General features: G+C 62.3%; 2 protein-coding genes. Both read left to right on the top strand.

Features of this window, described 5'->3' with window-relative positions; genetic code table 11:
• On the top strand, positions 1-1,379 hold a 1,379-nt coding region (locus VJ307_07945), incomplete at its 5' end, for a c-type cytochrome (GenBank protein ID HJX74075.1).
• A gap of 25 nt (positions 1,380-1,404) precedes the next feature.
• Positions 1,405-1,929, top strand: coding sequence for a cytochrome c3 family protein (locus VJ307_07940; protein ID HJX74074.1), 525 nt, complete (start codon positions 1,405-1,407; stop codon positions 1,927-1,929).
• The last annotated feature ends 112 nt before the right edge of the window (positions 1,930-2,041 follow it).

Here is a 2,041-nt window from a genome sequence, read left to right as displayed (position 1 = left end):
TTCTTCGGCCAGGGGGCGTATGGTGCCTCGCCGTTTTCCTGAGGAAGAGCGTTCCTTCGGAGAGGAAGGCTGAAATGGCCTCCTGGGGACATCTGCAACCGCTGTCCACGGAGTTTTATTCCCTCCTTCGGTACGGTTTGTTCCTCGTTCTGCTCATCCATCTTCCCTTCCTCGGGTTCGTCATCGGCGGTTCGACCGTCTCCCTCCTCCTGAACGTTCTCGGCAAGGAAAAGCGGGAGCCGGCGTACCTGCGCTTCTCAAGGGAGTTGATGGAGACCGTCCTGGCCGGGAAGTCGGCCCTGTTCATGTTCGGCCTCGTCCCTCTCCTGCTCGTCTGGTTTGTTTACGCCCGGATTCTGTTCGACCCGACCCCGTTGCCGTGGCATTTCTGGTCCGGCGTCCTCGTGATCCTGTTCGCAGGGTTCGTTCTTCTCCACCGGTACCGGTCGGCCTGGGACCGCGCGCCGGTTCTTTCCCCGATCCATATCGGGACCGGCGCCGCCGGCCTGCTGGCGATGCTCCTCGCCTTTTTCCTCTTTTCCACCGGGTACGGAATCCTCTTCAACCCGGAGAAGTTGCCCCTGCTCCGGAAACAGATCTGGTTTCTCCTGTCCTGGAACGCGATCGTGAAATTTCTCCGGTTCCTCACCTTCTTTTTCGGGATGACCGGCGGGGTGATTCTCCTTCTCGGCGCCCGGTCGGCGGAGGGGAAAGAGGCGCCGGATGCCGATTCCCGGCGGATGGTCCGCGAATTCGGCGCGATTCTCACCTTTCTCGCGACCCTGGGCCTCCCGATTTTCGTGCTGTTCGACCTGGTCACCCTCCCGGAGATCGCGCTCTCCGCGGAACTGTTCGCGACTTCGGCGGTCGTCCTTCTCCTGTCGCTTGCGGTTTGCCTGGTTCTCTCATTTCCCTCCGGGAAGGGGGAAGCTCGGCTGGGGCCACGGGTAATCGCACTCTATGTCCTGATCTTTTTCACGGTGCTCCTGCACGACAATGCGGCGGTCGGAAACGCCTACGGGGACCGGATCGCCTTCCTGGCCATGCAGGCGCCGGCGGCCGAGGCGGAACACGTAAAAGAGGCGCCTCGGGAAGGGCCCGTTGCGGCCGGCCAGGCGGGGGCGGAAACGGGGAAGGCCGTATTCGAGAAAATCTGCGCGGGCTGCCACCGGCTCGACATCCGGGTTGTCGGACCGCCCCTCAACGAGGTGGTGCCGAAGTACGGCGGCGACGTGGAAAAACTGAAAGGATTCATCCGAAAGCCCGTCAAGGTGAACCCCGACTACCCGTCCATGCCGCAGCTCGGGCTCCCGGAGGAAGAGATCGATGCCGTCGCCAGGTGGCTGGTCGGGCAGAGGAAGGGCGGCGGGTCGTCGTGAACCATCCCCGATGGGGAAGGGAACATTGGAGGGGAATCTGAGAAAAACGGCCATCCGGATCGCCGTGTCCGCGTATTTCGGGGCGCTTCTCCTGATCACGGCGGCCTTGGGATATTCCTGGTATCGGGGGGGACAGGCCCCGGACCAGCCGATCGCCTTTCCCCACACGATCCATGTGTCGAAACTGAATCTGCCCTGTAATTTCTGCCATATCTTCGTCGACCGCTCGAGGCACGCGGGTGCTCCGCCCTTGGAAAAATGCATGTCCTGCCACAGGGCGATCGCGACGGAGAGGGAGGAGATCCGGAAGCTCACCCGGCATTACGAGGAGAAACGGCCCGTGGAATGGGTGCGGGTCTACTCCTTGCCGGAACACGTCTACTTTTCCCACAAGCGGCATGTCAAAGCGGGGGTGGACTGCGAAAACTGCCACGGGATGGTGGGGGCGATGAAAAAGATCCGCAGAGTGGGCTCGCTGGAAATGGGGTGGTGCGTATCCTGCCACCTGGCCCGGGGAGCGCCCCGGGACTGCGCCACCTGCCACAAGTAGAGGGAGCGTCGGATGAAGCGAAGGGATTTCTTGCGCGTCATGGGGGTACTGTCGGGCTCCACCCTGATGTCCTCTTGCGGCTCCCGCAAGTCGAAAAGCTTTATTTCCACCA

This window comes from Candidatus Deferrimicrobiaceae bacterium, from assembly GCA_035256765.1.
GTDB lineage: Bacteria > Desulfobacterota > Deferrimicrobia > Deferrimicrobiales > Deferrimicrobiaceae > CSP1-8.
This window is presented reverse-complemented; position numbering and strand designations above follow the sequence as displayed.